This window comes from Leucobacter sp. CX87 (assembly GCF_018682295.1).
Lineage (GTDB): Bacteria > Actinomycetota > Actinomycetes > Actinomycetales > Microbacteriaceae > Cx-87.
In genome coordinates, this window is the sequence record NZ_JAFIRI010000002.1 from 325,563 (window position 1) to 348,551 (window position 22,989).

Consider the following 22,989-nt stretch of genomic DNA (forward strand, 5'->3'; position numbering starts at 1 on the left):
TCGAGAACGGAGATTTCACCATGGCCACCACCCGAGCGCCCGCGATTCAGACACAGGGCATCACCAAGTCCTTCGGCACGGTCGAAGTCCTCCGCGGCGTCGACCTCGAGGTCCAAGCGGGAAGCATCGTCGCGCTGCTCGGGTCGAATGGTGCGGGCAAAACCACGCTCGTCAGGATCCTGTCGACCCTGCTGCGAGCCGACGCGGGCACCGCAACGGTGCACGGGTTCGACGTCGCGGCGGCGCCCGGCGACGTTCGACAATCGATCAGCCTGACCGGCCAGTTCGCGGCGGTCGACGAGGTACTCACCGGGCGCGAGAACCTGATCCTGATTGCCAAACTGCGTCACCTCGCACAGCCGGGCGCGATCGCCGACCAGCTGCTCGCCCAGTTCTCGCTCACCGAGGCGGGAGACCGCAAGGCAGCGACCTACTCGGGCGGTATGCGCCGCCGGCTCGACATCGCCATGAGCCTGATCGGCAATCCGCCGATCATCTTCCTCGACGAACCGACCACAGGACTCGACCCCCAGGCACGCATCGAGGTGTGGCAGACCGTGCGTCAGCTCGCCGAGGGCGGTACCACCGTGCTCCTCACCACGCAGTACCTCGATGAGGCGGAGCAGCTCGCCGACCGGATCGCGATCCTGCACGAGGGCACGATCATCCAAAACGGCACCCTCGCGGAGCTCAAGCAGCTGCTCCCGGCCGCGAAGGTCGAGTATGTGGAAAAACAACCGTCGCTCGAGGACGTGTTCCTCGCCCTCGTCGGAGACACCGGCGAGACGGTCGACGACCCCGCACGAAAGGAAGACCGATGACCAGCCACGTCCTGGGCGACACCGGCGTCCTGACCGGCCGCTCGCTGCGGCACATCCTCCGCAGCCCCGACACCATCATCACGACCGCGGTCACCCCGATCGCGCTCATGCTGCTCTTCGTCTACGTCCTCGGCGGGGCGATCAAGACCGGCTCCGACCAGTCGTATATCAACTACATGCTGCCCGGGATCCTGCTCATCACGATCGCGTCCGGCGTCGCGTACACCGCGTACCGACTCTTCCTCGACTTGCAGGGCGGGATCTTCGAGCGCTTCCAGTCGATGCCGATTGCCCGCTCGAGCGTGCTGTGGGCACACGTACTGACGTCACTCGTGGCGAATATCGTCTCGATCGTGATCGTTGTCGGGGTCGCGCTGCTGATGGGCTTTCGATCCGGGGCATCAGTCGGCGCCTGGCTCGCGGTCGCCGGAATCCTGGTGCTGTTTACCCTCGCACTGACCTGGCTCGCCGTGATCGCCGGACTCTCAGCGAAGACGGTCGACGGCGCGAGCGCGTTCAGCTACCCGCTCATCTTCCTGCCGTTCATCAGTTCGGCGTTCGTGCCCACCAGCTCGATGCCCGGTCCAGTCGCCTGGTTTGCCGAACACCAGCCGGTGACCTCGATCGTGGACACGATCCGCGCACTCTTCGCCGAGCAGCCCGTCGGCAGCGAGTTCTGGATCGCCCTCGCCTGGCTGGTCGGCATCCTCATCGCCGCCTACGCCTACGCGATTGTGATCTATCGCCGCAAGCTCAGCTAGCCTCGGTCCCGACAGTGGGACGTGAGGCCCGGCCTACCAGCCCGTCCACCTCGGGCGTGACCGCGGAGAGCACGTTCGCCGTGTCGATGATGAGGTCACGCATCGCCCGCGCCGCCCGCCCGAGCGGCACGTCACCGCGATGGGCGAGACTCACGGTGCGGGTCAGGCCGTCGGCTCGCAGGCGCACCGAGCGCAGCGACGGCCGGTCCGCGAGCACCATGGCGGGAACGACCGCGACGCCGAGCCCGCGCTCGACGCAGCGCAGCACCGCATCCATTTCCGAGCCCTCCAGCACAATCTGCGGGACGAGCCCCGCGTCGCCAAACGCCCGCATGGTGGCCGCGCGCACGTCGTAGCTCTCGTGGAAGGTGATCTGCGGCAGCTTCGCGAGCTGCGCGAGCGTCAGGGAAGTCCGGGATCCGAAGAGCGGGCTCTGCGCCGCCGAGATCACGACGAGTTCCTCGGTGAGCAGCGGAATACGCTCGAGGCCGGAGGACTCACCGCCGCCCTCGTCCGAGGTGGTGATGAGCGCGAGATCGAGCGCACCCTCGGCGAGGCCCTCGAGCAGGCCGTGCGAGCCGCCCTCGGTGAGGTGTAGTTGAATCCCGGGGTATGCGGTGTGGAATGCGGCGAGCGCCTCCGCGACCAAACTGATGCACAGCGTCGGGGTCGCGCCGAGACGCACTCGCCCGCGCTTGAGCCCCGCGAGCTCCTGCATCTCGTGGCGCACGGTCTCCGCGTCCGCGAGCATTCTCTTCGCGAGCGGCAGCAGCGACTCACCGGCGGCGGTAAGCGAGACGTTGCCCCGGATTCTGTGGAACAGCTCCGCGCCGAGTCCCTGTTCGAGCGTCGCGATCTGCCTGCTGAGCGACGGCTGAGCGAGGTGCAGGTTGGCCGCTGCCCGAGTGAAATGCCCGGTCCGGGCCACTTCCACGAAACTCCGCAACTGTTCCAAGTTCATGTTCATAGCGTACCGCTATCGAAATGACTCATATCATTCATTGGACTAATCAAGTCGCCGATTTTAGCGTTGAGCGCATGACCTCCTCATTCCCCCACGAACGCCAACTCTCCACCACCGTCCTCGTCATCGGCACCGGCGGCTCAGGCCTGCGCGCCGCCATCGAACTCGCAGAGCTCGGCACCGACGTGCTCGCGATCGGCAAGCGCCCGCGGCACGACGCGCACACCTCCCTCGCCGCGGGCGGCATCAACGCGGCCCTCGCCACGATGGACGAGGAAGACTCGTGGCAGCAGCACGCGGCCGACACGCTCAAGGAGAGCTACCTGCTCGCGAACCCCCACACGGTCGAGATCGTGACCCGCGGCGCCGCCGAGGGCATCCATGACCTCGAGCGCTACGGCATGCCGTTCGCGCGCGAGGCCGACGGCCGCATCTCGCAGCGCTTTTTCGGCGCACACACGTTCCGCCGCACCGCGTTCGCGGGCGACTACACGGGGCTCGAGATCCAGCGCACCCTGGTGAACCGCGCCGCCGCGCTGAACATCCCCATCCTCGACGAGGTCTACATCACCCGTCTGCTCGTGCAGGACGGCCGCGTCTGTGGCGCCTACGGCTTCGAGATCAACACCGGCACCCGCATCCTCATCCACGCCGACGCCGTGATCCTGGCCGCGGGCGGGCACAACCGAATCTGGCGGCGCACCTCGTCCCGTCGCGACGAGAACACCGGCGACTCGTTCCGCCTCGCGGTCGACGCGGGCGCCCGGCTGCGCGACCCCGAGCTCGTGCAGTTCCACCCGTCGGGCATCATCGAACCCGAGAACGCTGCGGGCACCCTCATCTCGGAGGCGGCGCGCGGCGAGGGCGGCATCTTGACCAACGCGCTCGGCGAGCGCTTCATGGAGCGCTACGACCCCGAGCGCATGGAGCTCTCGACCCGCGACCGGGTGGCGCTGGCGGCGTACACCGAGATTGCGGAGGGGCGCGGCACCGCGAACGGCGGCGTCTGGCTCGACGTGTCGCATCTGCCGCGCGCGGTCATCATGGAGCGGCTGCCACGGGTCTACCAGACCATGATGGAGCTGCAAATGCGCGACATCACCCGCGAGCCGATCGAGATCGCGCCCACCGCGCACTACTCGATGGGCGGGGTGTGGGTGCGGCCGGAAGATCACAGCACCGACGTCGACGGCCTGTATGCGATCGGAGAGGCGTCGAGCGGCCTGCACGGCGCAAACCGCCTCGGCGGCAACTCGCTCATCGAACTGCTGGTCTTCGGCAGGATCGTGGCGCGGGCGGCCCGCGAATACTCGGCGGCGCTTGCCGCCCAGCCCCGCTCGCGCGAGAGCCTCGCGACCGCGCGCGCCGAGATCGACGATCTGCTGGCCGCGGAAGGCCACGAGAATGTGCGGGCGCTGCAGCGCGAGATCCGCAACATGATGACCGAGCACGCGGGCGTCGTGCGCGACGAGGCCGGGCTGCGCGAGGGACTCACGAAGCTTGACAGCATCGAGGAGCGCATAGCCCGGGTGGGCATCCACCCCGACATCGCTGGCTTCCAGGATCTCGCCCACGCGTTCGACCTCAAAGCCTCGGCGCTCGCGGCGAGGGCCACGCTCGAGGCCGCGCTCGAACGGCGCGAGACCCGCGGTTGCCACAACCGGAGCGACTTCCCCGAGACGGACCCGGCGCTCACCGTGAACCTCGTCTGGTCGCCGAGCACGGGCGTCACCCGCGAGGCGATCCCGCCGATCTCGGAAGAGATCGCGGCGTTGATGGTGGAGGTGTCGACGGTCGGGAAGCTCGTGGAGTAGGAAGCTACGCCTCGTCGGACGGTGGCCTGGGTCGATACACCCAGGTCACCATCACGACCGAGATGATCATCAGCAAGAACCACGCGATAATCTTCTGCGGCGAGACGAGCTCCCAGCCGGCCTCCTGATTCGGGTACAGCCAGGCTCCGGCCCAGGTGGCGATGTTTTCGGCGAGCCAGATCACCAGCGCGACCCCGGCAAACACGACGAGCACGGGCACCTTCAACGTGACCCGCCAGATCCGGAAGTACATGATCGTGCGACCCCACAAGAGCAGCACGAGCCCGAGCAGGATCCAGCGCGCATCGAATATGAAGTGGTGCGCGAAGAAGTTGACGTAGATCAGGGTCGCGACGACGGTGGTCACCCAGATCGGCGGGTAGCGGCTGAAGCGCAGGTCGTGCAGCCGGTAGACGCGCACCATGTACGAGCCGACGGCCGCGTACATGAATCCGCTGAACAGGGGAACGGCGCCGATCCTGAGCACGCCCTCTGCGCCATAGGTCCACGAGCCAGCGTCGGTCTTAAACAGCTCCATCGCGGTGCCGGTGAGGTGGAACAAAACGATGACCCAGAGCTCGCGGCCGCTCTCGAGTTTGCAGACAAGCATCCCGATTTGAATCAGGATCGCCGCGATAGTGAGGGCGTCGTTGCGGGCAAGCGCAGCGTCGTCCGGGTACCAGAGCCTCGCGGCGACGATCACGAGAAGCAGCAACGCCCCGAAAATGCATGCCCACCCCTGTTTGAGCAGGAACACGGCGCACTCGATGGCCACGGCGCGGCGCCCCGATGCGGGGTTTCGTGCGAGAACACGGTTCGCCGTCCGGTCAATCGCCGCCTCGAGCGGCGTGAGCGTGCGGTGAGCCCCGGTCATTCTCCGAGAGTAGTGGGCGCAGCCTGACCTCGCTGGCGGTAGCGTGTGTCCCACGACCACTCTGGAGGCACCACTTGAGCACTTTGGCACAGCACGCCGTGATTCACGACGCCGTCGTCCTCATCACGGGCGCGGCCCGCGGCATGGGCGAAATCTACGCACGCATGGCCGTCGCGCAGGGCGCCCGGGCGGTGGCGATCTGGGACGTCGACGAGGCTGCGGCGAGCGCGCTTGCGGCCAGCCTCGACCGCGCATCGTGCACGGTGCGGCCCTTCGTGGTCGACGTGTCCAAGCTCGAGGACGTGCGCCGAGGGGTCGCCGAAACGCGCGAACAGCTCGGCGAGGTCGACGTGCTCATCAACAACGCGGGCATCGTGAAGGGTGGCCCGTTCTGGGAGCACGACCCAGAGCGCGACATCGAACGCACAATGCAGGTGAACGCGCTCGCGCCCATGTGGCTGACGCACGAGCTGCTGCCGTCGATGATGCTGAATCGTTCGCGCCCGAAGCGCATCTTGAACATCGCATCGGCCGCCGGCACGATCGCGAACCCGAACATGAGTGTGTACGCGGCCTCGAAGTGGGCACTGCTTGGCTGGAGCGAGTCGCTGCGCCTCGAGCTCACCCAGGCCGGGTGCACGCACGTTGCAGTGACGACGTTCTGCCCGAGCTTCGTCTCGACCGGCATGTTCGAGGGGGCGCGGGGCCCGCTGCTCACCCCCATCATGACGCCCCGCCAGGCGACGAGCGCAGCGTGGCGCGGCATGCTCGCGGGTACCCCCGTCGTGACCAAGCCGTGGACGGTCAAGCTCGCGATGGCGATGCGCGGGGTCCTGCCGACCCGCGCGTGGGACGCGATCGCCGGCCGCGTCTTCCATGTGTACTCGTCGATGGACAAGTTCACCGGCCGAGGCGGCAGCGGGCCAAACTCCTAGCGCGCGGCAGCCTCCTGTGGTGTGTGCGCCAAGCCTGCCGGCTGACCTGCGACCCCGAGGAAGCGGATGAACACCGAGATCCAGCCGAAGATGAGCGCAAAGACGATGATTTCGAGCGCCGTCAGCCCGAAGTAGCCGACGACGAACAGCAACACCGAAACCACGACGCTTGCGAGAAAGACCCAAGCGGAGATGAAGTAGGCGCGCGGCATGCCGCGAAGCACCTTGGGGCCAAGGACGAGCATGCCGAAGAACATGACTGCCATGCCGCTTGCGAACGTGTTGTGCACGATGAGGCTGACGTTCACCGGCACAATGCCGACGCCCGCGAGCATGAGGCCCATCACGATGAACATCCGCGAGATCACTTTGGCGCTGTTCTGTTGTGCGAGCACTCCCCGCTCGACGAGTACCTGCAGGTCGTGGGAGAGGTAGACAGCGAACGTGGTGAGCAGTAGTCCGCCCACTACGAGCGTGCCGTTAAACACGAGGCTCGAGATGCTCCAGAACGTGCCGAGCTCACTGAAGTGGAGCTTCCACCATTGAGGGTCGGGGGTGGTCACCATCGCCGTAAACGTGCCCATCGTGACGAAGGCCATGAGCAGCGTCGACATGCGCTGCGTGTTCACGAGCACAATCGAGAGGTACGTCACGTAGGCGCTGAGCCCCACGAACAACGCGGTGAGCGCCGTCGCCCAGAAGGGATCAATCAAGAGGCCAACGAACCCCTTGCTCAGCACGAGAAAGGCCGCCAGCACCGAAATCACGGTGAGGACGACGTGCACCGACACGACGGCCACCGCGTTGACCGAGAACGTGAACGGTCGAAGGCTCAGCCGCCATTCCTGTCCCGGCGAGTACCGCATCCGCCAGTAGCCCACCCCTGTGGTGACGCCGACGGCCACGCCAGCGGCAATCGCGACGATATTACCGAGCGACCAGTCCCCGTGCAGCGGCATCGGCGGGAAGGCGAGGCCCACCACGAGTCCAATCACGGCCCCGATGGCCCCCGCGAGCAGCGCTGCATAGATCGCCTGCGACTCAACACTGACCGATCGCTGCGGCGCAAGGACGGCGATGAGCTGCTCCGCTGCGGCGCGGGGCTCAGCCATGGACTCGCTGCGAAGGACGTTCATTGATACTCATGTTCTCAGGATGGCAGAGGGTGATCGCCGGGCGCTATGCCCGCGCCCGGTAGCTGCGCACGGTCGCCCATGCCTTCTGGACCGCCGACATCACGGGCGGGCCGAGCACCATGCCCAGCACCCCGGCGACAACGCCACCGACGATGGTCGAGAGCAGCACCATGACGGGATGCAGGTTCAGCGACGACCCGAGCGCCCACGAGCTCACTGCGCTCTGCACCACGCCGTTTGAGACGAGCAGGCTGAGCGCGACGATCAGCGCGGCTGGCGCGCCCCCAAACCCGAAGGCGATCAGCACGGCGAATGCTCCGGTGATCCACGCGCCGACGTACGGCACGAAGGACAGGAAGAAATAGAGGATGATCATCGGGATGACGAGCGGGATCCCGAGCAACAGCAGCGGGATGACGAAGATCGGGCCCGTGATGAGTGCCGTAACCGCGGTGCCGCTGAAGTACCCGCGCAGCGACTGACGGACGTTGACGTCAATCTGGGTGAGAAGTTCCCGGTCTTGCCCGGTGATCCGAGCAACCCACTCTGGGAAGATCTGGCCATCGCGCAGCACGAAGAAAAGGAAGTACACCGCAAAGAACGTCCCAATGCCGAACGACACCGCTCCGAAGATGGCTCCCGTCGCGAGCCCCATCGCCCCGCGCCCCGCGATCCCGGCGTACTCGCTGCCGGCCTTGCGTAGCTGGTCGATCCAGGCGGGGTTGAGGTCGAGCGAGCGCGCCCAGTCCATCAGCTGGTTCCAGCCGCTCATCACTTGTTGTGTGATCTCGGGCAGCTGCTGGATGAAGCCCCGCACGACCACCACGGCCACGACGGTAGCCAGCGCGGTCGCCACGAGCAACACGATCGCTGCCGCCAGCGTGCGCGGCACCCGCCGCCCGACAAGCCACGTCACGACGGGCTCGAACACGGTGCCGAGAATCACGGCGATCACGAGGGGCGTCAGGATCCCGCTCAGCGCGCTGATACCGCCGGCCACGACGACGACCAACAGGATCACTCCGACGGCCGACCAGCTGGCCACGCCGAGCTGGCGCAAGCGCCCGAACCCGGACCCTGCTGGGTGGTCATCCCCTGCCATGCGCCCCGCGGTGCCGTTCGCCGTATTCATTGCGCTCCCAGTCTTTGGGGCCGGTGCGGCCCGCCTCAGGTCTCCAGTGCGCTTCGCAGGATCCCGTCGATGCACGTTCTCCCAGCGTAGAGGCAGACCAGTCCTTCCGCGGCCGGTCGGGGCCCGAAAATTTGCGCGATCCAGCGAAGCTGCGCTATCTCGGAGAACGCGCCGGCGTCTGCAGCGCAGCGCTCAGCAGTTCGCGTGCCGCGTGCGTGGGCGGCTGTTTTCCTTGCCTCCACACCGCGCCCAACTGTCGCTGAAAGGCGACGCGATCGACGCTCACCCGAACCAGGCGCGACTCGTGAATGAACCTCTCGGCCGGACGCGTGCTGATGACCGCGGGTGCGACGTTCGCTGCAGCGGCCTCGAGTACGGCGAAGTTGCTGGGCAATTCCAGCGCCGGCCCAGCGAACTGGGAGGGCTCAACACCGTGTTGCAGGAGTGTCGCTAGCAGCACCGATCGGCACCCTGAGCCCACTTCGCGTGTCACCAGAGGCGTCTCTGCGAGGGTCCACGGGCTGATGCGGCGAAGCGTCGCCCAGGGATGCTCCGGTGCGACATAGACGCCGAGTTCGTCCTGTGCGAGAAACGCATAGCTCAGCCCTGGCGGCGGCTCGCTCCCCTCGACGAAACCGATATCCGCTTCGGAAGCGAAGACGCGTCGCACCACTTCACGCGTGTTTGTGGACTGGGACTTGATCGAACGGGGGTCGTTGCCGTTCTGCACGAACGTCATGATCCACTGGGGCAGGAAGTGCTCGGCGATCGTGAGGCTTGCGGCAACGGAGACGGCGGTCCCGGGCGCCACAAATGCTTCCCACGCCTCGTCCATCTCGGCCGCCGCGCGCAGCACCGGCTGAGCGAGGGCGAGCAGCGCTGCTCCATCCCCCGTCAGGTGCGAGGAACGGGCGGCTCGTACGACGAGCTCTCTTCCGAGACGGTGCTCGAGCCGGCGCACCCTGAGCGACGCCGCCTGCTGGGTGATCCCCAGCTCGCCAGCGGCAAGAGTGATCGAGCCGGTTCGCGCGATCGATTCGAGCAGCTCGAGGGCGCGCAGGTCGGGCAGCTGAGGACTGAACACTTCAGCATTCTACGCACAACCATGCGTTGTGACACGGCAACCCGTGGTTCGTTGTGGGGGCGGCGCATTCGGCCATAGCGTTGATCTCAGGGCACAGGCGGCACGCGCTTCCCGTCGCCTCTCCCCCCAGCCTTTCGTTCGAGTGGCACCCCGCGCAACCTTGAGGAACACTCGTGGCCGATACTGAACAGTTACCCATCCCTACCACCGCTGCTCGCGGTACTTGGGCGGCGGCGTTCTGGGCACGCATTCGCCCGACTCAACCAGCGCTCCCGTGGCACGCCATCCTCGCAGCTGCCGTCGCTGGCGGTGTGACCATCGCTCTCCTGGGCGAGGCAGGCAACCTCGCCGGCACCCCCATCCTGATCGCCGCGTTCGGCTCATCGTGCGTGCTCATCTTTCTCGTGCCGGACGGCCCGCTCTCGCGGCCGCTCAACGTGGTTGGCGGGCACTTCCTTGCGGCGCTTTGCGGTCTCATCGTGCAGACTTTCCTCCCCGTGACCTGGTGGAGTCTCGGCCTTGCGGTCGGCCTCGCGATGGCTGCGATGGCGACCGCGCGCGTGATCCACCCGCCCGCCGGAGGAACCCCGATCGCGCTGATGCTCGGCGGGGAGGGATGGGACTATCTGTTCACCCCGGTACTTGCTGGAGCACTCGCGCTGAGCGCCTGCGCGTTGATCTACCGGTTCTTCCTCGCGCGCTTCAGCCGCGCGAACCAGGCTCCGGCAGACGTCGCGAAGGATCCTGCCGCAGATGTCCTCGCCAATTGACAGCCATCCGTGACAGCATGTGACCCACATCGGCCCGCGCCCACTTGGGTAGCGCCCCAGAGAATTGTCCAGGTACCCCATGGCTCGCTCCTCGAAGACGTTCCTCGCCCAGCTGAGCGAGCCGAAACCGCCGACGTCGCGCGGTCGCACGATTCTGCGCGTCATCCTGGGGGCATTTCTCGTCTTCGCCGGCATCGGCCACCTCACCTTTGGCCGCGGGGAGTTTCAGGCGCAGGTCCCCGATTCGTTGCCGCTCAGCGCCGACCAGGTCGTCGTCGCCTCAGGGGTCGTCGAGATCACCCTGGGCGGGGCGCTCGCGCTGCTCGCCAAACGCCGAGTCCCCGTCGGTTGGGCGGTGGCTCTGCTCTTCATCGCCGTGTTTCCCGGGAACATTTCACAATGGCTGAATGCGCGCGACGGCTTTGGGCTCGACACCGACACGAAGCGCTTCGTCCGACTGTTCTTCCAGCCCGTACTCGTGCTCGCCGCGCTCTGGTCCACCGGCGCCTGGCGCGATCGCCCGCGCCGGAAGCGCTAACTCAGAGCCCGAGCTGATCGAGGCGCGACTCAAATCGCACCTGCATGTCCTCTGGGTCCGCATCGGTTGATTCGGTCCAGATCGCGTCAAGCTCACGCTGTACCGCTTCCCCCAGCGCGGCGTACTTCGAGTCCCAGTCGGTGATCGGCGTCCAGTACCCCATCACTGTGTACTGTGTTGCGGGTAACGCGAGTTCTTTCCGCAGATACTTGCGCACATCGCGCAGCGCGACGGTTTCCCCGGCCACCCAGATATATCCCTCGTCGAGGGGCAGTCGATCGTCGACAATGCTGCGCACGATCTGACCGAGAGCACTCGGGCCATGGCCGTTCCCGCCGATCACCCAGGTCACCTCGACGCCTTCGCCGACGGGAAAGTCGATCCTGTCACGCTCGTCGGCGATCTCGATGACTGCCCGCGTGCGGACCCCCGCCGCGGCGTCTGCCGCGATCCGGGCGACGGCGGGCAGCCCGGTGAGATCCGAGGCCAACACCTGCCAGGTGGTGCCCGAAGGCGGGCTATAGAGGCCGGTGGGCGAGTTCAGCCCGAGGACGTGGCCGGGTCGCGCGCCCAGTGCCCACGGGCCTGCAACGCCGGCGTCGTGGGTCACGAAGTCGATATCGAGCTCGCCCGTTCCGGGGCGCACACCGCTGATTGTGTACGTGCGCATGGGAGCTTCCGGGGCGCCGTCAGGGGTCACCCACCAGTCGTCCTGGGGCACAGGCAGCGAGACGTCGGCGGGGTCGTCGCCGTGCGGAAAGAACACGCGCACGTACTCGTCGCCGACGTCGGTGCTCAGGAAGTCGGCGACCCCGGGACCGCCGAGCGTAATGCGCACCAGCGATGGCGTCAGCGGGGTGGCCAGGGTCACGATGCCGCGGTGAATCTTCACGGTGTCTCCGGTTCTGTGTCTGGCGACCGACGGGGTGTGGGCCGGTCGCGTTGTGGGTCAATGGTCGATGTGCGGCTCGGCGCGGTTCCCTCCTGCGCCAGCCAAAAGCCCCGATAGGAGCCGTCGGTCCGGACGAGCTCGGCGTGGGTGCCGCGCTGGGCGACCTCACCCGCCGCGAACACGACGATCTGATCGGCGGTGCGGGCCTGTTCCAGTCGATGCGCGATGAGCACAACGGTGCGATTCTGCCGAAGCGCCCCGATCGCAGCCTCAACCGCGGCACGGTGTTGCAGGCCGACATCGGCCGTCGCCTCGTCCAAGACGACGACCGGCGGGTCGACGAGGAGCGCCCGGGCGACGGCCACCTGCTGGATGCGGCCCTCGTCCAGCGGCACGCCGGTCTCGGGGCGATCCGCGAGGGCCCAGTCGGCGCCCACCGCAGTCAGCGCCGCAGCGATCTCCGCGTCGCTCGCCTCGGGGGCGGCCAGCCGCATGTTGTCCGATACGGTGCCGCGGAAGTGGTGCAGCTCTTGCGAGAGATAGTAGGGGCTGATCGCGTCGTCGATACGCAGCTCACCGGCGCTCGGCGGGAAGTGCCCCGCGACGAGCCGCGCGAGGGTGCTTTTCCCTGACCCAGATTCGCCCACGAGCGCCGTCGTGGTGCGGGGCTCCACCCGAAGGGTGACCTCGCTCACCCCTCGTCCTGTCGTCGGGTATCGGAAGCTCACTCCGCGCAGCTCGATAGCGGCGCCTGCATCGCCTGGGCGGGCCAGGCGCGGGGCGGTTGTCGGCACCGCTGACGCGAGATCGATCACCCCGACGAGCCGAGCGAGACCAATCGAGGCGCGCTGGATGTCGTCGAGGCCGAAGATGAGCTGACCGATAGGGCCGAACAGTCGATGGAAGACGAGCGCGGCCGTCGTCACCATGCCGACGCTGATGGCTCCGCCAGCGTGCAACACGAATCCCGCCAGCAGGATCCCGATGAGTCCAAACGCCTCGCCCCCGTTGATCCAGCGAAAGAGCCGGTTGCGCAGCCGGACGCCCTCGATCTGCACATCGATCGACTCAAGCGCCCGCGAACGCACTCGATCGAGGGCGTGGTCCTGCTCGTTGAGCGCGGTGAGGGTCTCGCGGCCCTCGACCGCATCAATCACGGCCTGGCTGCGGGCGGCCTCACGCACCCGGATTTGGGCAAACACGATGCGCGAGCGACGCAGAAATGCCCGAGTGCCGAGCACGTAGAACGGCAGGCACGCGATGCCCGCGAGCGCCAGCCAGGGGTTGAGCGACATCAGCGCAGCAAGCGACACCGCGATTGCAAACCCTGCCGAGAGGATGGTCGGGGCGACGTTTCCTCCGGCCTCCGCGACCGCGTCGACGTCGCCCGTGACGCGCGAGATGAGGTCGGAGCTCTCGCCGTCGTCGATCGTCGAGACCGGGAGGCGCATGGCGGCAGAGAACACGTCTTCTCGTAGGCTCGCGAGGACGTCCTGCACGAGCGCGGTGAGCACCCGAGCCGCCCACAGCGCGACCACGGCGGCCCCGATCGCGCCCGCCGCGAGCGCGGCGATCCAGGCAGCGACGACGGGCAGGCCCGCGCCGCTCGAGACCGCGTCGATGATCTTGCCGATGCAGGCGGGCATGACGAGCCCGAGCGCGGAGGCCGCGAGGAACAGGGTCGCCACCGCGCTCGCCCGCCCGCGGTGCTGGCTCAGGAGCCGCCGTACGACATCACGGACCTGGCCGCCCGTCGCGATGGGGAGCGTCGTTGCGGGTGCGTGCTCATGCATGCGGGTTCTCCGAATCGTTCGGGCGCAGTGCGACGACCCGGTCGCAGGCGGCAAGCAGCACGGGCGAGGTGGTGATGACAATCGTCGTGCCCTCGAGCCGAGCGAGCGCCCGGGCGATGTGGGCCTCGGTGAGCGCGTCGACCGCGGACGTGGGCTCGTCGAGCACCAGCACTTCCGCTTCGGCGTGCAACCCGCGGGCAAGCCCGAGCCGCTGCCGTTGGCCTCCAGAGAGCCGCCGGCCCGACTCGCCGACTTCAGCTCCCCATCCGCCCACCTGCGCGACGGTGTCGTGCAGGGCCGCGGCTTCGACGAGCGCCGGGTCGGGCGGCCCGGGAGCGCGCCACCCACGCACGGCGTCGCTCAGGGTACCGCTGACGATCGCCTGCCGGTGCGGCATCGAGACCACCCGGGCCCGATAGTCAAGCGGGTCGAGATCTCGCAGGTCGCGGTGGGCGCCGTCTACTTCGACCGAGACGTCATCGCGGGTGACGGGTGCACGCATGCCGAGCAGTCGGGCAAGCGCGCGGGCCGCATCGCTGTCCCCCGGCCGCACGCCGAGCAGCTCACCGCGGCGCACGTCGACCCGGTCGATCCCGACGCGGAATGCCAAGACCACGCCATCCGGGCGCTCGAGCGCCGCGCCCATGCCGGGCTCCCCGAGGAGGTCGGGGGCGTTGATGACCTCGGCGAGGCGCTTGGCCGACGCAAACTTGTGGATCCAATTCGACGGGAAGGACCCGGCATAGGCGAGCGAGCCGCTGATGTACTGCGCGAGCCCGAGCACGGTGACGAGCTCGCCGATGCTGATGTGCCCCTCCGCCGCGAACCAGGCGGACATTCCCGCGAGACCAGCAAGGGTGAGTGCCGCGAGCGTCGCGCTGACCGCCTCGTAACCGGCGAGGGTGCGCCCAGCGGCGGTCGCAGCCAGGCGAGATCGGTCGCTTGCGGTGGCGTAGCGGCGCACCGCCTCGTCCCGCGCGCCCATTCCCACAAGCACCCGAAACCCGCTCATAAAGTCGGCCGCGACGGCGCCCGCCTCGGTCGCAGCGCTCTGCTCAGCGAGGCCCCGGCGCTCGAGCGGTCGCGACACGGCGCGCATCACGACCATCATCAGCACGGTCGACGCACACACCACGATCGTCGCGACCGGGGAGATCACGAGCATCGCGAGCGCAGACGCGACGATCGCTGCGATCGTGGCGCACTGCTGCGCGACAGACCAGGCGACCCCGGCGACGCGGTACGTGTCGGAGGTCACGAAGGTAAGCGCCTCGCCCGCGCTGAGCGGTTCTTGCGACAGTCTGGGCCGCAGGATCCGGGCCAGTGTGAGGTGGCGCAGCGCCTGCTCGCCGAAGCCGTAGATCGAGACCATCAGGCGTGACGCACCTTGATAGCTCAGGGTCAGCACGAGAAACACCCCGAGCATCACGCCGAGCCAGACGGCGAGCGCGCCCGGGTCCGCCGGCAGTACGGCGCGGTCTATTGTCACTCCGATCAGCACCGGGATCGCGGCCTCCGCGAGCGCGTGTACGACCAGCAGCAGGATCGCCACGCTCAGCTGAGCGCCGCGCCCCTCTCCCGACAGCGCCATCCCGAAGAGCTGCCTGGGTGAAACGCTCACGGCCTCCGCCTGCCGAGCGGCAGCACCAGCGGCGTGCCGGTGACCGGATCGGTGATGACCTTGCAGGGAAGGTCATAGACGGCCTCCACGAGTTCTGCGGTGATGATCTCTCGCGGGTCGCCCTGCGCAACTATCTCCCCGTCTCGCATGGCGACCAGGTGCGTCGCGTAGCGGGCTGCGTGGTTCAGGTCGTGCAGCACCGCCACGAGCGTCGTGCCGCCACGGTGGAGTTCGGCGAACAGCTCGAGGAGGTCGATCTGGTGCGCGATATCGAGAAAGGTCGTCGGCTCGTCCAAGAGCAGGTGTCCTGTCTGCTGAGCGAGCGCCATCGCGACCCACACGCGCTGGCGCTGCCCACCCGAGAGCTCGTCCACGGGGCGACGCGAGAGGTCAGTGGTAGCCGTCGCCGCCATCGCGTCCGCGACGGCCCGCTCGTCCGCCCGGCTCCAGGTGCGCATCGCGTTCTGGTGGGGAAAGCGGCCGCGCCCGACGAGGTCGGCCACGGTGATGCCGTCGGGGGCGATTGAGGACTGCGGCAGCAGCCCGAGCCGCTGCGCGACCTCCTTGGGTTTGCGGGTGTGCAGCTCCGAGCCGTCGAGCAGGATGGCGCCCGTCGCGGGTCGCAGCAGCCGAGCAAAGCCGCGCAGCAACGTCGACTTCCCGCAGGCGTTGGGCCCGATGATGATGGTGAACGAGTGGTCGGGGACCTCGAGGCTGAGTTCCGAGATGATGCGTGTGTCCCCGTAGCTCAGGGTGATGTCGCGCGCGAGCAGCGATGCGGTCATGGCGGGTCCTTTCAGGTGCGACGCGAGTACTGGGCGGCGAGAAGCCAGGCGAGGTAGAACCCGCCGACCGAAACGGTGACGACGCCGACGGGCACGGTGAGCAGCTGCGCAAACGCATCTGAGACCACGACGAGCGCGGATCCTGTCAGCATCACCGGCACCGTGCCCATCGGGCTGTGCGAGCGGGTGAGCCGTTGGCTGATCTGCGGTGCGGCGAGCGCGATGAAGGAGATCGGGCCCGCGGCGGCGGCCACGAGCGCCACGAGGGCGACGCCGAGGACCATCGCGGAGAAGCGCGTGCGCCCAGGGCTCACCCCGAGCGCGGTGGCCGCGTCGTCGCCCATCTCGAGCACGGGGAGCGTTCGATTCAGCGGCAGCGCCGGCAGCATGACCGCGACGAACACCAGGGTGGCCGGGACCAGTTGGTCGAAGCCGAGCGACGCGATCGACCCCGCACCCCAGGTCGCCGCCATCATCGCCTTCTCGACGCTCACGGAGATTAAGATCCACGAGGTCAGAGAGCCCAGGCCCGCGGAGACCCCAATGCCGACGATGATGAGCCGGAATGAGGACATGCCGTTCTTCGTCGCGAGCACGTACACGATCAGCGCCGTAATCAGCCCGCCAACCAGCGCGCCGGCCGCCTTGTACATGTAGGTATTGAGCTCGAGCACCACCATGGTGAGCGTGACCCCGAACTGGGCGCCCACGCCGAAGCCGATGATGTCTGGCGAGCCGAGCGGGTTACGGGTAAGCGATTGGAAGATCCCGCCCGAGAGCGCAAGCGCCGCACCGCACAGCACGGCGAACAGTACGCGCGGCAGGCGCCACTCGAAGACGACTTGGCCTGTGTCTGGGTCGGCGGCGGGGTCGACGAGCGCGCGCAGCACGTCCGGGAAGCTCACGTCGTAGGCGCCGATGGTCATGGAGGCGATTCCCGCGACGAGAATCACGACGATCAGCACCGCCGATACGACGACCGAGCGCACCGGCACGAGGGCGGACAGCCGCCTGGTCTCGATCCGGAACTGTCGGCGCCCGAAGTCGACGGGGGGAGGGTGAACGCTCACAGCCCGCTCACCCGCCCCCGTCGCACGAGGGCGATCAACACTGGGGCGCCGAGGATCCCGGTGACGATTCCGACGCGGAGCTCACCGTTCGGGAGCACGATGCGGCCCAGCACGTCGGCGAGTACGAGGAAGATGGGACCCACGATCATCGAGTAGGCGATCACCCAGCGCTGGTCGGGGCCGGTGAACCAGCGCACCATGTGCGGGATCATAATGCCAACGAAGGCGATCGGACCTGCGGCCGCGACGCTCGTGCCGGCAAGGAGGGTAACGGCCACGATTACCAGGATCTGCGTGAGCGCCACCCGGGCGCCGAGAGCCTGCGCGAGATCGTCGCCGAGCGCGAGCGCGTTCAGCGAGCGGGCGCACACGAGTCCGAGCGCGAGGCCCGCGGCGATGAGCGGCAGCGCCCACTCGAGCTGGTCGAGGGTTCGCCCGCCGACTGAGCCGACGCCCCAGAACCGCATGACCTGCAGCGTGCTGTTGTTCTGCAACACGATCGCGGTGGTGAATCCGGTGAAGGCGGCCCCGAGGGCGACGCCCGCAAGCGTGAGTTTCATCGGGGTGGCCCCGGACGGGCCGACCGAGCCGAGCGCGTAGACCAGGAGGGTCAGCACGAGCGCCCCGAGCAGGGCGAAGGGCACGTAGGCGCCCGGCGAGCTGAGCCCGAGAACCCCAACGGCGAACGTGACGGCGAATGAGGCACCGGCGTTGACGCCGAGGATCCCGGGGTCGGCGAGCGGATTGCGCGTGAAGGCCTGGATCAGCGCGCCACATACGGCGAGCGCCGCACCCACCAGCAGGCCGAGGACGGTGCGCGGAACGCGCAGCTCGACCACCATGAGGTGCAGCGGATTGGCCTCGTCGTAGTGGGTGAGCGCGGTGAGCACGGTCACCGGGTCGATCGGTCGACTCCCCACGGCAAGGGAGACGATCGCGGCGACGACGAGGGCCGCCGCCGCTACGAAGAGCCCGACAACGCGGGCCGTGTTGCGGCGGGGCCGGCCGCCGCGTGTGCGACGACCACCCCCGCCCGGCTGAACTTGGTCGCGCGCGGCGCCGACGCTCAGGCCCGCGGCCGGCGAGGCCGTTGCCTGGCCAAGCGCTGACACCGGCGAACTCACTTGCCCAGGATCGTCGGTTCGCCCTTGAGGGCCGCCGCGAGGTCGTCGACGTAGGTGGGCAGGATGTACTCGAGCGAGAGCACTGTCGGGGCGCTGATGGCGGAGGCCTCGGCGTCGCTCGCGTAGATCACGTAGGAGTTCGCGGCGATCGGCTGCCACCGCGAGACCACCTTGTTTTCGACAGTGTAGGTACCCTCGGCGGCACTGCTTCCCCAGGCGGCGAAGAGATCCGCGTCAACGTCGTACAGATTCTCGAGGCTGACACCCGTGTACCAGTTGTCGCCCTCCGCAGTGGAGAGGAAGGAGTCCATCGCCGAGGTCGAGGTGAACCCAAGCGCCTCAGTGATGCGCACGCGCGGGTCGTACTCGAGGTACACGCCGAGGTCGGTACCGCCCTCGTTCAGGGTCAAGCCCCAGACAAAGCTCTTGTCTTGGAACTCTGGGTGCTCCTCGGCGAGGCCGGTCACGAGGGCGCTCGTCTCCTCGATCAGTTCCTCGGCTCTGTCGTCCTCCCACATCGCCTGGCCGACGGTGCGGGTCATGCCCTCCCACGTACCCGGGTTCCAGGGGCCCTCGATATAGGGAACCGTGGGGGCGATCTCGCTCAGACGCTCGTACTCGACGTCGGTGATGCCCGAGTAGAGACCGAGGATCAGGTCGGGCTTCAGCTCCTTGATCGCCTCGTAGTTCGGCCCCTCCTTGGCGGAGGGAATGATCACGGGGGTCTCGCCGTACTCTTCGGTGACGAACTCCTCGAACCAGGGTTGGAAGCCGCTCTCGCCGGCGCCCCACACCTCCTCGATTCCCACAGGGTTCTCACCGAGGGCCGCAACGATGTCCGGGGTCATCCAGCCGAGAGCGACGATGCGCTTGGGCTTCTCCGGGATTGTGGTCGAGCCGTGCGCATGTTCAACCACCACGCCGTCGGTGGCGACCGCGCCCGGCGAGGTCTCTGTAGCGGACGCGCTGCAGCCGCTGATGGCCAGCGCGGCCGCGGCCACCAGCGTGACGAGCGCCGTGGCCCGCCGGGCCTTCGGGCGCGCAAAAGTAATCGACATGATTCTCCGATCGAGAAGAGGGGGAAGGGGCCGCAACGACACGGCACGCGGTTAGGAAAGCCTTACCTAACAAAACGATGCTACGGCGAAACCCGCGACGCATGTGTCGTCAAACAGACGACTATTCCCGAAAAACAGACATAGATCAGATCTATCGCCAGTACTGGTGACTCGCGGGGTCGGACCTGACCTGCGCGACATACCGACGCGGGGTCACGCCATAGCGCCCCTTGAAGGCCGCCGAGAACGCGCTCGTCGAGGCAAAGCCGCTCTTCACCCCGGCGACGCCGACAGGATCGCCGTCGACCATCAGCCGCGCCGCCGCAGTCAGCCGCACCCCCGTGCGCCACTGACCAAAGGTCATGCCGACATCGCCCTGGAAGATCCGCAGCACACTCCGCTCGTGCAGCCCGTGCGCAGCGCACAGCTCGCCGGCGGAGCGCGGGTCCCCCGGCGCGGCCAGCACGGTCCGCACCAAACCACTCACCCGCTCGTCTCCGGGCAGCGGCACCTCTCCCCCGGCGCCAGCGAGGCTCGCCGCGGGCAGCTGAAGGAGCTCGATCAACACCGACTGGATGCGCACGCGCAGACCCTCGTCCATGTCGTTCACGCCGAGGTGCAGCATCATCTCCTGCACCGCGCGCGGCACTTGCACGCGGGCAACCGCGCGCATCGGCGCCGCGAGCGCCTGATCTGGGACATAGGTGTAGCACCCGATCGCAGTGCCCTCGTGACGCGCGGTGTGCGCGATTCCCGCCGGAATCCAGACGCCCTGACCCGGGGCGAGGCGCCACATCGTGTCTGACAGGTGCACCGAGACGGTGCCGCGATAGCACCAGGCCAGCATGGCGTCCGGGTGACGATGCGGCGGCGACAGCGGTCGACTGGTCGAGCCGCCCGCACCCGTCACCACCCCGGTGCCCATGAGACACGGCGGGTGCACCATCGAGGGGTGCAGCGCGCTGGAGTCCCAGTCGGCCTGGAGGAACACATTCATCAGATGATTAGCGTAACAGGGGTCGGCGACGCAACACTCCCGCGAACGGACCCGTCGCTTTGACTGGCGTTATCGGGACGCGCTCGGCTGCACCGGCAGGCTCGCGGTGTCGTAGCGCGGCTGGCGCTTGGGCAGCAGCAGCGTGAGCACGAGCCCGATCAGGGCGGCCCCCGCACAGAGCGCAAAGCTCAGCTTGAATCCAAACTCGTTCGGCGTCGTCACCCCGTTGACGGTGACGATGTTTACGGACAGGATCACGCCGATGACGGCGCTGGCCGACGTCGAACCCAGGGTGCGCATGACCGAGTTCAGGCCGTTCGCCCCCGCGGTCTCGGACGCAGGCACCGCGGCCATGATCAGCGTCGGCATCGCGGCATACGCGAAGCCCACGCCAAAGCCGACCAGGGTGGCGATCAGCACGGTGTGCCAGATCTCGGTCATGAGCCAGATCGCGAGGAGATAGCCGACCGCGATCAGGGTGATCCCGAGGAAGAGGCTGGTCCGGGCGCCGTGTCGATCGGTCAGCCGGGCCGCGGCACCCGACATCGCCCACATGACCAGGCCGCTCGGCATCAGGCAGAGGCTGGCGATAAGCATGCTCTGGCCGAAGCCGACCCCCGTATCAGTCGGCGACTCGAGCAGCAGCGGCAGGGCGACTGCCGTGGCGAAGAAGGCGAAGCCCACGGTGACCGAGGCCAGGTTCGTGAGCAGCACCGAGCGCCGCATCGACACGCGAATGTCGATCAGCGGGCTCGAGATGCGCAGCTCGTACCAGGCCCAGAGGCCCAGCACGGCGATGCCGCCGAGCGTGGTGCCGAGGGTCAGCGGGCTCGTCCACCCCCACGCAGCGCCCTTCGAGACGCCCAGCAGGATCCCGACCAGGCCGACCGCGAACCCGATCGCGCCGACGAAGTCGAAGGACCCTGGGCTGCGCAGCGTACTGACCGGCACGATCGTGAGGACGAGCACGAAACCGATCGCGCCGAGCGCGCCCGACGCCCAAAACAGCATGTGCCAGTCGAGGTACTGCGAGATGACTGCCGAGACCGGCAGCCCCACCGCGCCGCCAATGCCGAGGGTGGCACTCACGAGCGCCACCGCCTTGCCGAGGCGATCACGGTGCAACACGTCGCGCAAGATGCTGATGCCGAGCGCGATGACGCCGAGTCCCGCGCCCTGCAGCGCGCGCCCGACCACGAGGGGAATGAGCGTGGAGGAAAAGGCGGCGATCACCGAGCCCAGCACGAGGCTGCCGAGCAGCACCAGCATGATCCTGCGCTTGCCGTAGAGATCGCCGAGGCGACCGCCGATCGGTGTCGCCACCGCGGCGGCGAGCAGCGTCGCGGTCACGACCCACATCGCGTCCGCCTGCGTCACGCCGAGCAGATGAGGGAGCTCGGGCAGCAACGGGGTGACCAGGGTCATCATGAACGACGCCACCAGGCCGGTGAACGCGAGTGCCGCGACGATTGCGCCGTCGGGCTGCTTCCGGCTCAGGCGTTTTCGTTCAGATTCGCTCAGCCATGATGCGTCGCTCATGCGCCCCCAGTCAGTGTTGTCAGATTTCGCTGCAACTCCGCAGGGTGCCACTCTAATGCGTCGGGCACTCGCCTGGTGATCAGGCCGGATCCTGCCCAGCAGCCATCGAGCGCAGCACAAGCAGCAGCAGATATCGTCAGTAGCGAGAGCGCCGGTGCCACCAGCAGCGACGACCACCAGAATTTGAGGAGCCCCATGCGAACCGTGAAAGCTTTCGGCGCAGTTTCCGCGACCGATCCCCTCGAGCCGATGACGATTGAGCGCCGCGACGTCGGACCGACCGACGTGCTGATCGATATCGAGTACGCCGGGATTTGCCACTCTGACATTCACACGGTGCGCGGCGACTGGGGACCCATCGCATACCCGCAGGTGGTCGGCCACGAGATCGTCGGCCGCGTCGCCGAGATCGGCAGCGCCGTCACCCGTCACCAGGTCGGTGACCTGGTCGGCGTCGGTTGCCAGTCGAATTCCTGCCGCACCTGCGAGCAGTGCCTGAGAGGCGAAGACCAGTACTGCCTGAACGGCAACGTGCCGACGTACAACGGCCCCGACATTGACGGGTCAATCACCCAGGGCGGCTATGCCGAGGCGACCGTCATCGACCAGGACTTCGTGCTGAAGATGCCCGAGGGCCTCGACCCGGCCAAGGCGTCGCCGCTCTTGTGCGCCGGCATCACGACGTACTCGCCACTCAAGCGCTGGGGTGCAGGGCCCGGCAAGCGGGTTGCGATCCTGGGGATGGGCGGCCTCGGCCACATGGGCGTCAAGATCGCGAGCGCGCTCGGTGCCGAGGTCACCGTGCTGTCGCGCGGCACCGCGAAGTCGGCCGATGCGTTGAGCTTTGGCGCATCGCGCTACGTCGACACCACCGACGCGGCGGCCCTCGCCGAGCTGGCGGGCAGTTTCGATCTGATCCTGAGCACCGTGTCGGCCCCGCTCGACATCGTCGTGTACCTCGAACTGCTCGACATCGACGGCACGCTCGTGAACGTCGGCGCCCCGCCAGAGCCGTTCACCGTCCCCGCGTTTGCCCTGATCGGTGGGCGTCGCTCGCTCGCAGGATCAATGACCGGCGGCATCCCCGAGACGCAGGAGATGCTCGATTTCTGCGCCGAGCACGGCATCCTCCCCGAGACCGAGCTCATCGGAGCGGACGGCATCAACGACGCCTACGAGCGCGTGCTGTCGGCCGACGTTCGGTACCGCTTCGTACTGGATACGAAGACCCTGTAACTGCAGGATCAGGCGGACACGTTTCGCCGATACACACCAGCAACG

The 22,989-nt window shown here is 67.9% G+C and carries 21 protein-coding genes; 7 read left to right on the plus strand and 14 right to left on the minus strand.

What is annotated here, in order from left to right; translation table 11 throughout:
• Nucleotides 1-20 precede the first annotated feature (20 nt).
• The gene (locus tag KOE53_RS04545; protein ID WP_188057559.1) at nucleotides 21-821 is read left to right on the plus strand and encodes an ABC transporter ATP-binding protein; all 801 of its coding nucleotides are present in this window, start codon (nucleotides 21-23) and stop codon (nucleotides 819-821) included.
• Nucleotides 818-1,582, plus strand: a complete 765-nt coding sequence (locus tag KOE53_RS04550; protein ID WP_188057560.1) for an ABC transporter permease — start codon at nucleotides 818-820, stop codon at nucleotides 1,580-1,582. Before KOE53_RS04545 ends, KOE53_RS04550 begins: the two co-directional genes overlap by 4 nt.
• Here the strand turns inward: KOE53_RS04550 and KOE53_RS04555 are convergent.
• A complete protein-coding gene (locus KOE53_RS04555; RefSeq protein ID WP_188057561.1) occupies nucleotides 1,575-2,543 on the minus strand; it encodes a LysR family transcriptional regulator in 969 nt (322 codons plus the stop codon). The two genes, KOE53_RS04550 and KOE53_RS04555, sit on opposite strands and share 8 nt — an antisense overlap.
• 77 nt (nucleotides 2,544-2,620) lie before the next feature.
• On the opposite strand from KOE53_RS04555, the gene KOE53_RS04560 reads away from it, so the two are divergent.
• On the plus strand, nucleotides 2,621-4,360 hold the full coding sequence (locus KOE53_RS04560; RefSeq protein WP_188057562.1) for an L-aspartate oxidase: 1,740 nt from the start codon (nucleotides 2,621-2,623) through the stop codon (nucleotides 4,358-4,360).
• A gap of 4 nt (nucleotides 4,361-4,364) precedes the next feature.
• On the opposite strand, the gene KOE53_RS04565 is transcribed toward KOE53_RS04560, so the two are convergent.
• Nucleotides 4,365-5,234, minus strand: a complete 870-nt coding sequence (locus KOE53_RS04565; protein WP_188057563.1) for a DUF817 domain-containing protein — start codon at nucleotides 5,232-5,234, stop codon at nucleotides 4,365-4,367.
• Nucleotides 5,235-5,377: 143 nt separating this feature from the next.
• Here KOE53_RS04565 and KOE53_RS04570 point away from each other — a divergent pair, with 143 nt between their 5' ends.
• Entirely contained in the window at nucleotides 5,378-6,169 is a 792-nt protein-coding gene (locus KOE53_RS04570; protein WP_188057652.1) for an SDR family NAD(P)-dependent oxidoreductase, read from the plus strand.
• Here the strand turns inward: KOE53_RS04570 and KOE53_RS04575 are convergent.
• The 3 genes from KOE53_RS04575 to KOE53_RS04585 all read right to left on the minus strand — a co-directional run bounded on the left by KOE53_RS04575 (nucleotide 6,166) and on the right by KOE53_RS04585 (nucleotide 9,521).
• A complete protein-coding gene (locus KOE53_RS04575; RefSeq protein WP_251364122.1) occupies nucleotides 6,166-7,305 on the minus strand; it encodes a DUF998 domain-containing protein in 1,140 nt (379 codons plus the stop codon). The genes KOE53_RS04570 and KOE53_RS04575 overlap by 4 nt on opposite strands.
• A 43-nt stretch (nucleotides 7,306-7,348) precedes the next feature.
• Nucleotides 7,349-8,437: an AI-2E family transporter gene (locus tag KOE53_RS04580; RefSeq protein WP_251364123.1), complete on the minus strand. Its 1,089-nt coding sequence runs from the start codon at nucleotides 8,435-8,437 to the stop codon at nucleotides 7,349-7,351.
• A 154-nt stretch (nucleotides 8,438-8,591) separates the two neighbouring features.
• The gene (locus KOE53_RS04585) at nucleotides 8,592-9,521 is read right to left on the minus strand and encodes a LysR family transcriptional regulator (RefSeq protein WP_188057564.1); all 930 of its coding nucleotides are present in this window, start codon (nucleotides 9,519-9,521) and stop codon (nucleotides 8,592-8,594) included.
• Nucleotides 9,522-9,694: 173 nt separating this feature from the next.
• Between KOE53_RS04585 and KOE53_RS04590 the strand changes: the two genes are divergently transcribed.
• On the plus strand, nucleotides 9,695-10,291 hold the full coding sequence (locus KOE53_RS04590) for an HPP family protein (protein ID WP_353055578.1): 597 nt from the start codon (nucleotides 9,695-9,697) through the stop codon (nucleotides 10,289-10,291).
• Between the two features lie 79 nt (nucleotides 10,292-10,370).
• Entirely contained in the window at nucleotides 10,371-10,829 is a 459-nt protein-coding gene (locus tag KOE53_RS04595; protein WP_188057565.1) for a DoxX family protein, read from the plus strand.
• A 1-nt stretch (nucleotide 10,830) separates the two neighbouring features.
• On the opposite strand, the gene KOE53_RS04600 is transcribed toward KOE53_RS04595, so the two are convergent.
• The 9 genes from KOE53_RS04600 to KOE53_RS04640 all read right to left on the minus strand — a co-directional run bounded on the left by KOE53_RS04600 (nucleotide 10,831) and on the right by KOE53_RS04640 (nucleotide 21,708).
• Nucleotides 10,831-11,721, minus strand: a complete 891-nt coding sequence (locus KOE53_RS04600; protein WP_188057566.1) for a siderophore-interacting protein — start codon at nucleotides 11,719-11,721, stop codon at nucleotides 10,831-10,833.
• Entirely contained in the window at nucleotides 11,718-13,514 is a 1,797-nt protein-coding gene (locus KOE53_RS04605) for an ABC transporter ATP-binding protein (RefSeq protein ID WP_188057567.1), read from the minus strand. Before KOE53_RS04605 ends, KOE53_RS04600 begins: the two co-directional genes overlap by 4 nt.
• A complete protein-coding gene (locus KOE53_RS04610) occupies nucleotides 13,507-15,135 on the minus strand; it encodes an ABC transporter transmembrane domain-containing protein (protein ID WP_215401661.1) in 1,629 nt (542 codons plus the stop codon). The genes KOE53_RS04605 and KOE53_RS04610 overlap by 8 nt, the downstream gene beginning before the upstream one ends.
• Nucleotides 15,132-15,920, minus strand: a complete 789-nt coding sequence (locus KOE53_RS04615; protein ID WP_188057568.1) for an ABC transporter ATP-binding protein — start codon at nucleotides 15,918-15,920, stop codon at nucleotides 15,132-15,134. Before KOE53_RS04615 ends, KOE53_RS04610 begins: the two co-directional genes overlap by 4 nt.
• Before the next feature lie 11 nt (nucleotides 15,921-15,931).
• A complete protein-coding gene (locus tag KOE53_RS04620; protein WP_188057569.1) occupies nucleotides 15,932-16,990 on the minus strand; it encodes a FecCD family ABC transporter permease in 1,059 nt (352 codons plus the stop codon).
• A complete protein-coding gene (locus KOE53_RS04625; protein WP_353055579.1) occupies nucleotides 16,987-18,114 on the minus strand; it encodes a FecCD family ABC transporter permease in 1,128 nt (375 codons plus the stop codon). The genes KOE53_RS04620 and KOE53_RS04625 overlap by 4 nt, the downstream gene beginning before the upstream one ends.
• Nucleotides 18,111-19,172 (minus strand): ABC transporter substrate-binding protein, encoded by a 1,062-nt coding sequence (locus KOE53_RS04630; RefSeq protein WP_188057570.1) that lies wholly within the window; start codon nucleotides 19,170-19,172, stop codon nucleotides 18,111-18,113. The genes KOE53_RS04625 and KOE53_RS04630 overlap by 4 nt, the downstream gene beginning before the upstream one ends.
• 151 nt (nucleotides 19,173-19,323) lie before the next feature.
• Nucleotides 19,324-20,169: a helix-turn-helix transcriptional regulator gene (locus KOE53_RS04635; RefSeq protein ID WP_188057571.1), complete on the minus strand. Its 846-nt coding sequence runs from the start codon at nucleotides 20,167-20,169 to the stop codon at nucleotides 19,324-19,326.
• A 69-nt stretch (nucleotides 20,170-20,238) separates the two neighbouring features.
• A complete protein-coding gene (locus KOE53_RS04640) occupies nucleotides 20,239-21,708 on the minus strand; it encodes an MFS transporter (protein WP_188057572.1) in 1,470 nt (489 codons plus the stop codon).
• A gap of 195 nt (nucleotides 21,709-21,903) precedes the next feature.
• On the opposite strand from KOE53_RS04640, the gene KOE53_RS04645 reads away from it, so the two are divergent.
• Nucleotides 21,904-22,944 (plus strand): NAD(P)-dependent alcohol dehydrogenase, encoded by a 1,041-nt coding sequence (locus KOE53_RS04645; RefSeq protein WP_188057573.1) that lies wholly within the window; start codon nucleotides 21,904-21,906, stop codon nucleotides 22,942-22,944.
• Nucleotides 22,945-22,989: the final 45 nt, after the last annotated feature.

Excerpts from the sequence above, each read along its gene's own strand:
- KOE53_RS04580 (WP_251364123.1), bottom strand. The coding sequence starts at position 8,437 with ATGAATACGGCGAACGGCACCGCGGGGCGCATGGCAGGGGATGACCAC.
- KOE53_RS04645 (WP_188057573.1), top strand. The coding sequence starts at position 21,904 with ATGCGAACCGTGAAAGCTTTCGGCGCAGTTTCCGCGACCGATCCCCTC.
- KOE53_RS04575 (WP_251364122.1), bottom strand. The coding sequence starts at position 7,305 with ATGAACGTCCTTCGCAGCGAGTCCATGGCTGAGCCCCGCGCCGCAGCG.
- KOE53_RS04640 (WP_188057572.1), bottom strand. The coding sequence starts at position 21,708 with ATGAGCGACGCATCATGGCTGAGCGAATCTGAACGAAAACGCCTGAGC.
- KOE53_RS04550 (WP_188057560.1), top strand. The coding sequence starts at position 818 with ATGACCAGCCACGTCCTGGGCGACACCGGCGTCCTGACCGGCCGCTCG.
- KOE53_RS04605 (WP_188057567.1), bottom strand. The coding sequence starts at position 13,514 with ATGCATGAGCACGCACCCGCAACGACGCTCCCCATCGCGACGGGCGGC.
- KOE53_RS04635 (WP_188057571.1), bottom strand. The coding sequence starts at position 20,169 with ATGAATGTGTTCCTCCAGGCCGACTGGGACTCCAGCGCGCTGCACCCC.
- KOE53_RS04565 (WP_188057563.1), bottom strand. The coding sequence starts at position 5,234 with ATGACCGGGGCTCACCGCACGCTCACGCCGCTCGAGGCGGCGATTGAC.
- KOE53_RS04570 (WP_188057652.1), top strand. The coding sequence starts at position 5,378 with ATGGGCGAAATCTACGCACGCATGGCCGTCGCGCAGGGCGCCCGGGCG.
- KOE53_RS04630 (WP_188057570.1), bottom strand. The coding sequence starts at position 19,172 with ATGTCGATTACTTTTGCGCGCCCGAAGGCCCGGCGGGCCACGGCGCTC.
- KOE53_RS04615 (WP_188057568.1), bottom strand. The coding sequence starts at position 15,920 with ATGACCGCATCGCTGCTCGCGCGCGACATCACCCTGAGCTACGGGGAC.
- KOE53_RS04555 (WP_188057561.1), bottom strand. The coding sequence starts at position 2,543 with ATGAACTTGGAACAGTTGCGGAGTTTCGTGGAAGTGGCCCGGACCGGG.
- KOE53_RS04560 (WP_188057562.1), top strand. The coding sequence starts at position 2,621 with ATGACCTCCTCATTCCCCCACGAACGCCAACTCTCCACCACCGTCCTC.
- KOE53_RS04545 (WP_188057559.1), top strand. The coding sequence starts at position 21 with ATGGCCACCACCCGAGCGCCCGCGATTCAGACACAGGGCATCACCAAG.
- KOE53_RS04595 (WP_188057565.1), top strand. The coding sequence starts at position 10,371 with ATGGCTCGCTCCTCGAAGACGTTCCTCGCCCAGCTGAGCGAGCCGAAA.